This is a genomic window from Dawidia soli, assembly GCF_018598185.1.
GTDB classification, from domain to species: Bacteria; Bacteroidota; Bacteroidia; order Cytophagales; family Cyclobacteriaceae; genus Ohtaekwangia; species Ohtaekwangia soli.
In genome coordinates this window covers 1-6,890 of sequence record NZ_JAHESC010000098.1, presented here as the reverse complement: position 1 = coordinate 6,890, position 6,890 = coordinate 1, and the positions used below count along the sequence as shown (strand labels likewise).

Genomic DNA, 6,890 nt, shown 5'->3' with positions numbered 1-6,890 from the left:
GTCATCTTCCATGGGCGAACCATAGCGCACGCCGACCGTCAGCATCAGGCTATATCCGCCGCTTGCGGGCATCTGGTCGGTGAGCGCGATCTCCATCGATGCAGCAGGCGAACCTTTCAACGCCGGATACCACGGCGAGGATACACTCTGTGGGGCAAACATGGCTGTATACCAGACCGGTGGTGTGTAGATCTTTTTTTCGGCATCAAAGGTGAAGTCCGGTACAATGCCCAGACTGACCTCGAAGCGGAACCGTGCATGCCGGTTGTTAGGATGGAAGTTGATATCGCGCAACAAAGCCGGTATATCTATCCGGGCCGAAAGGGTCTCGCGGCTTATCGTGTACGTTAGCGGTGTGCGGACCACCGAATCAAATGTCGTAGATTTATTCAGCTGAAAGCCGGCCAGTAAGCTGGTATGCCGGGATAGCATGATCGACCGACGTCCGAGCTCGCTTGTGCCATCCTGTTTTTGTACAATTTTCAGTGCCTTATTGATAAAACCACTGAAATTATAGTCAGCCAAATTCCGGACGGGGTGCATCATGTGCCGCACCTCTTTGCCCATTTTCGAGCAGCCGCCGAACTCGCCCATGTGCAGGCGGGCCGTGGCAAACGTGGGTGAATTTTTGATATATTCCTTAGATGCTCCACCCTTTTGCCGCACGACGATCTGATCGACGCCACGCATGCGATAAAAACTAAGATTACCGAGACTCCCCGTGATTTTAAGATCTTCCAGAAATGCCATACGTCAAGTTAGGTTAATGAATGGATTTTTTTTTAAACGGCCGCGAGAGGGACAACTGTTTCGGTGAGCAATATAAGGAGTTGGAGCGGAAAGAATATCAATAGTACATATATACTTTTTTGTATTTGATCAAAGTCATCAAATGATCCGGATGTCTATAAGGCCTGATCATGAATGGCTTATAAATGGCTAAAAAATGGTTTATCAGTAGGTTATCCTGTTTGGTGACGGGAACTATTTGAACTACCGAATGACTTATGCACATAAAATTGTGGAGCGCTGCGTGCTGTGTGTGGGTTGAATGTTTACAACTCGTGGTATACTTGTGAGGAATTGGGAAATTTAGACGATTTGCAACGTGCGCTGCTATAGATGCACACAAGCACATTGTACCGGAAAAGTAAGGCCGTATCGTTCCGGCCGGGGTACGTGCTGCGGCACGGGATAATAAATTGTATTGCGGCTTGCCGGGCGAAACGCGCTTCGCACAGCACGCCGACCTGCCGGCCAGGGTAAAAAGCCGCCAGGCGTCAGGCGTCGGCGTTTAAGGTATTGGCCCGTGGCTGTAATCAAACCGATTTCCGATACTGCGACGGCGTCATTTGAGTAGCCGCTTTAAAAGCGATATTAAAAGAAGTTACCGTTCCGAAGCCACAATCATAGGCGATGGTCTCGATCTTCTCTTGCCCATACTGCGGATCCGCCAACAGTTCCTTTGCTTTCGCGATCCGGTACTGATTCACAAACTCCGAAAAATTCATCTGAGCGGCCTCGTTAATAACCTGCGACAGCTCGCGCGGGCTTGTCGACAGACGGGTGGCGATAGTCTTTAGGGAGATGGTACTTTCTAAGTATACGTGTTTCGTTTCGAACAGCTCCTTTACCTGTTGCAGCAGTTGTTTGGACGTGTTCTGGCTGATGGGTGAGCTACTGTATTTCTCTAATGCAAAGACATGACGCTTGAGCAACAAAAAAGAAAAGAGGTAGATCAGGAAGGAGAAGAATACGGCGCCGAGCACATAGACCGGAATGATACCGGTGAAGATGCAGGCGTAGAGGGCCCAGATGATCGTTACACCGGTAACAATGTTCCGGTACCACGGTTTCAGGCGTGCGTCTTGCAGGCGGGTGACGATGTAGTGCCAGCAGGCGCCGAGGTATATGGCCATATGCAAGAAGATCAGCGAGGCAAACAGGAGGGAAAGCGGGTCGGCGCCGTTGGGAATGGCCCAGCACAACGATACAAACAGCGCAAAGGGTATAAAGTGACGATAGTCGCGCCGGGTGAAATCTCTCTTTTCAAATAACGCCTGACCGTAGAGCCATAGAAAGGGCCCGGCCAGCAGCTTACTGGAAATGCCCACCACGCGTAACCAGGTTGGTAACGAGCTATAATTATCGATGACGGATTTGCCGATCTGGAGGATCAATGCTACCAACAACAAGGCCAGGAAGATGTTGCCTCGTTTATCGCGCAGGGAGAAAAGATAGGCGCACAGAAAGAGCGCCTGGGCGATCCCCAGACAACAGAGCACTAATACAACGTTTTCGAACATGCAGCAAAATAGCACCACGGGCGGTGCCAGTCAAGCCGTTTGAAAGCGGATCACTCCATTCGAAACACGCACAAAAAGAACAACGCATTGCCCGTTGTGTCGAAGCTTTCCGGATAACGATCTCCCGCGAGATTATAGCAGATCGTCGGCTGCGTCCCGGGCCCCGCCGGTAGACAGGGCCCAGGACGTGGTGTGTGGGATTTTATTCCTGTCGCAGTGCTTCGCTGGGATTCGCCCTGGCGGCGCGGAAGGAGAGGAAACTTACCGTGCACCAGGCCAGCGCCAGCACCGATACGCCCGCGATGATAAAGCTAACGGGGCCGATACTGATGCGCTCGGTGAAGTTGGTGAGCCAGCGTGACACCAGGTAGTAGGTGACCGGTATCGATACGACAAAGGCGATCACGATCAGGGCAATGAACTCACGGGAGAGGATCAGGATGATCTGGCTGACCGATGCGCCCAGTACTTTGCGGATGCTCATTTCTTTTACGCGACGGGCCACGGCGAAGGATGTCAGGCCAAACAAGCCCAGGCAACCTACGAAGATGGCCAGTCCGCTGAACACGCTGGCGACTTTGCCCAGCCGGGCGTCGGCCTGGTATAGATTGTTGTAGTCTTGCTCCAGGAAGGAATACGTGAACGGATAGGCCGGTGCGATCTGCTTCCAGAGCTTTTCGACGTCTGATACCAGGGCGGGCATGTTTTCCGACTCGACCTTCAGGGAGATCGTATTATAGGCCTGGCGGCGCAGGGTCAGCAACAGCGGTTGGATGGCGTCGTGCAGGGAGCGGTAGTGAAAGTCTTTGCATACGCCGATGATCGTACCTTTTTTGCCGCTGTGCTCGACGCGTTTGCCGATGGCGGTCTGCAACGTCCATCCAAAGTCTGTCATGGCGGTTTCGTTAACAATAAAGGCCGTGGTGTCGTCTGCGGGGAAGTCGCGCGAGAAGTTGCGGCCGACCACCAATGGTATGCCGTATGCCGGCAGGAACTCGTGGTCTATAAAGTTGGTGTTGATGTTGGTGGGCGACAGGTTGCCTTCTTTGGTTTCCAGCTGGCCGAAAAGGTTGGTAGTCGCTTCGCCCGGCACGCGGTTGGAGGCGGTAACAGAGACCACGCCCGGCACGTGGGAAAGCTGCTCCTTTACGACATCCATACGCTCGCGCACGTCGTTGTTGCCGTTGAGGCGGATCAGCAGTGTAGCGTCCTTACGGAAGCCCAGGTTGCGCGTTCGTACCAGCGTAAGCTGATCAAAGACCAGCAACGTGCCGGCGATGAGCGTGATGGAAATAACAAACTGTACGGACACCAGCACCCGGCGGAAAAACTGGTGGCTCAGGAAGCCGCGCAGCGACGGCCGGAAGATCTCCAGCGGCGAGAAACCCGAGATGATCAGCGCCGGGTATACGCCTGAGACCAGGCCCAGCAGTACCGCCAGCGAGGCCAGCCCGCCGACAATGTAGTGCGCCGGCACGATCGACAGGCGTAGTGTGGTGTCCAGCAATGTATTGAACGGCGGCAGCGCCGCCCAGGCAATGCCCGCGCCAAGTATAGTAGCCAGCACGCTCACGATCAGCGATTCGCTGAGAAATTGCGCAATCAGGGCGCGGCGGTGGGCGCCCAATACTTTGCGCAGCCCCACTTCTTTCAGCCGTCGCGATGCGCGCGCGGTGGCCAGGTTCACGTAGTTAAAGCAGGCTATGACCAGGACAAAGAGGCCGATGAACGACAGTATATATAGATTGCTGAGGCTGCCGCGTTTTCCGTTTTCCCATGAGCGCGGGGTTTCTTTCATATAAATATCGGTGAGCGCCTGCAGCGGCAGGTCTTCATACTGCATCGCGCCCTTTTCGATATTGCGGTCGATGAAATCTTTCATCTTTGCGCGCAGGGCGGTGACATCGGCGCCCTCGTGCAGCAGGATAAAAGTATTGAAGCTGTTCCAGAACCAGGCGCTGCTTTCTGCGCCTTTGTTGTGGATGCTCCACGTGCTGAACGACATCAGCAGGGTGAAACGGAAATGCGAGTTCTCCGGCACATCCTCCATGACGGCGGTCACTTTGCAGGCATCGCCGTCGACGTCCAGTGTTTGCCCGATGGGATCTTCGTTCCCGAAATAGCGCACAGCCGCCTCGCGTGTTAACACGATACTCTTGGGCTCGGTCAGCGCGGTGCGTGCGTCGCCAGCGATCAGGGGAAAGCTAAATACGTCAAATATCGTAGAGTCTGCCAGGAAGCACGATGTTTCTTTAAAGATCACATCGCCCCGCCGCACAACCATGTCGTCACCCAGCAATCGTACGTAGGTCTCTACTTCGGGAAAGTCGCGCTGCATCGCCGGCCCCATCGGCGGCGAGCTGGTGGATTGGAACAAGAGCTCGTTTTCGGTCTTTAGATTCTCCACGATCCGGTATATGCGGTTTGCATTTTTGTGATACCGGTCGAAGCTGCTCTCGTGGTACACATACAGGGCGATCAGCACAAAAGAAGCCAGGCCAATAGAGAGTCCCAGAATATTGATAATGGAAAATCCCTTGTTTTTGTACAGGTTGCGCACAGCCGCAACGAAGTAATTCTTGAGCATAGGCGTTGTAGATGGGTGTACAAAATATACTCAGGATTTTTGGAATGGTTACAGCGGGGGATTTGTTTTTTTTGATGTTGGTGAATTGTTTCGCCGGAACACTATTTATATAGCAGCGGATGGCTGTTGTCTGTGGGGCGCGAAAACAATTAGCGGGGCGGCCGGAGGTCGGAGACCTCCTCCATGGATGCACGAATAGTACTGGGCGCCAGATGCTAACGTACGTAGGGGCGAAGCCCCTACGACCCCAAGCTTTTTCGGGGTTGTGCGTTGGTTCGCTTTTCTTTGTACCAAAACAGAAAATATCGGTCCTATTTGGTCTTTATGACAGTACCTCGCGCGAGGTCTATCCAGCGCCAGCTTCGGGCCTATACCAATTTAAACTGCAACGCCACTTTGGGGATCTGATTAAACAGCTGATTGCGTAGTGCGTTGGCTTCTTCCAGTTCTTTTTTTCCGGCGGCCGTGAGAAAGAAAATGCGCTTCCTTCGGCCGCCGCGTTCCTGGGTGGGGTCGCTCATCTGTGATGTGACGAGGCCTTTTTCTTCGAGGCGTTTCAGGACGGCGTGTACGGCGCTGATGTTGAGGGCGCGGCCGGTTTGGCGTTCGATCTCGTCCATGACGGCTACGCCGTAGGCTTGTTTGTAGAGGATGCCGACGGTCAGCAGGATCAGTTCTTCCAGTTCGCCGATATAGGTTCCTTTCATGATGGTATCTGTGCGCGTGTTCTATTCATTTTTTAATACTTCGGCCGGATTGCTGTGCGCCGCCCGCCACGCCTGGTAGCAGATGGTGACGAACGCTATCGCCGCCGCGGCCAGGCCTGCCAGTACAAATAAACTAAAATCAATGTTTACCTGGTAGGCAAATCCGGCGAGCCACTGCTTCAGCAGGAACCACGCCAGCGGGAAGGCCAGCACGTTGGCCAGCAGGATGAGACTAAAGAACCGCTTCGAGAACAACAAGAAGATCTGCAGGTTCGAGCTGCCCATCACTTTGCGGATGCTCATCTCTTTCTTGCGCTGCTCGGCGGTAAAGGTCGACAGGCCGAACAGGCCCAGGCAGGCTACGAGCATGGAGAGGCCCGAGAAGATGATCGTGATCTTGCTCATTTTGTTTTCCGCATGGTATAATTTCTCGAGGTTGCTGTCGAGGAAGAAGTATTCGAAGGGCCAGCCGGGGATCTGCGCTTCCCATTGTTGTTTGAGGTGGGCGAGCGTTTCCTGTACGTTGTCGCCGGTGATGCGCACGGCCATATACTTCATAAAGATCTCGAAGGCCGACGCGTTGAGCGAAAGGTCCATCACGAGCGGCCGGATGGGCTGGTGGCGTGACGCAAAGTTGAAATCCTTTACGATGCCGATAATGGTACGATTGGGACGGGTGCCGAATTTTTTACCCACGGCCGCCTCGTTGGTGCCCCAGCCCATTTGCCTGACGAACGCCTCGTTTACGAGCAAGGCCAGGCTGTCGTCGGTGGCGATGTCTTCGGAATAATCGCGGCCCGCCGCGAGCGGTATTTCAAAGGTTTTCAGGAAGTCATGCCGGATGTTCATGCGGGGGAACGGCTTGGACTCGGGCATGCCCTCGAATATAAAGTTACCGACCTGGTGTTTGGAGCCGAGTATCTCTTCCATGGCGGTTACACTCAACACGCTGGTGTTGCGGCGGAACTCGGTGCGCAGGGCTTCGAATTTGTCGGCAACGGGCGTGCGCATGACCGGGATCATGATCACATTCTCGCGCGTAAAGCCGGTGTCGCTGCGCTGCAGCATGTGGAGCTGTTCGATCGCGACGCCCGTGCCGATCAGCAGGATGATGGACAGGGTAAATTGGAGTGTTACCAGGGTCTTGCGGAACATGGCGCCTTTCTCGCGGCTCACGTTGGCTTTCAACGCGGTGATGGGCAGGAACGATGACAATACTACGGCAGGATATAACCCGGCCAGGATACCGACACCCAACGGCAGGCCAGTCAGCAGTGCGAGGTAGAACGG

5 protein-coding genes are annotated in these 6,890 nt (G+C 54.2%); all 5 read right to left on the bottom strand.

The features are described from left to right. The coding region (locus KK078_RS30100) for a hypothetical protein (RefSeq protein ID WP_254094711.1) at positions 1 to 750 on the bottom strand (750 nt) is incomplete at its 3' end. A gap of 569 nt (positions 751 to 1,319) precedes the next feature. Then, entirely contained in the window at positions 1,320 to 2,306 is a 987-nt protein-coding gene (locus KK078_RS30095; RefSeq protein ID WP_254094709.1) for a helix-turn-helix domain-containing protein, read from the bottom strand. Between the two features lie 202 nt (positions 2,307 to 2,508). Further along, positions 2,509 to 4,893 (bottom strand): ABC transporter permease, encoded by a 2,385-nt coding sequence (locus KK078_RS30090; RefSeq protein WP_254094707.1) that lies wholly within the window; start codon positions 4,891 to 4,893, stop codon positions 2,509 to 2,511. A 368-nt stretch (positions 4,894 to 5,261) separates the two neighbouring features. After that, entirely contained in the window at positions 5,262 to 5,600 is a 339-nt protein-coding gene (locus tag KK078_RS30085) for a PadR family transcriptional regulator (protein ID WP_254094705.1), read from the bottom strand. 21 nt (positions 5,601 to 5,621) lie between these two features. Further along, a partial coding sequence (locus KK078_RS30080) for an ABC transporter permease (RefSeq protein ID WP_254094703.1) occupies positions 5,622 to 6,890 on the bottom strand: 1,269 nt, incomplete at its 5' end.

What these genes read in the sequence shown, in the direction of transcription:
- KK078_RS30095 (WP_254094709.1), bottom strand. Translation starts at nt 2,306, where the DNA reads ATGTTCGAAAACGTTGTATTAGTGCTCTGTTGTCTGGGGATCGCCCAG.
- KK078_RS30085 (WP_254094705.1), bottom strand. Translation starts at nt 5,600, where the DNA reads ATGAAAGGAACCTATATCGGCGAACTGGAAGAACTGATCCTGCTGACC.
- KK078_RS30090 (WP_254094707.1), bottom strand. Translation starts at nt 4,893, where the DNA reads ATGCTCAAGAATTACTTCGTTGCGGCTGTGCGCAACCTGTACAAAAAC.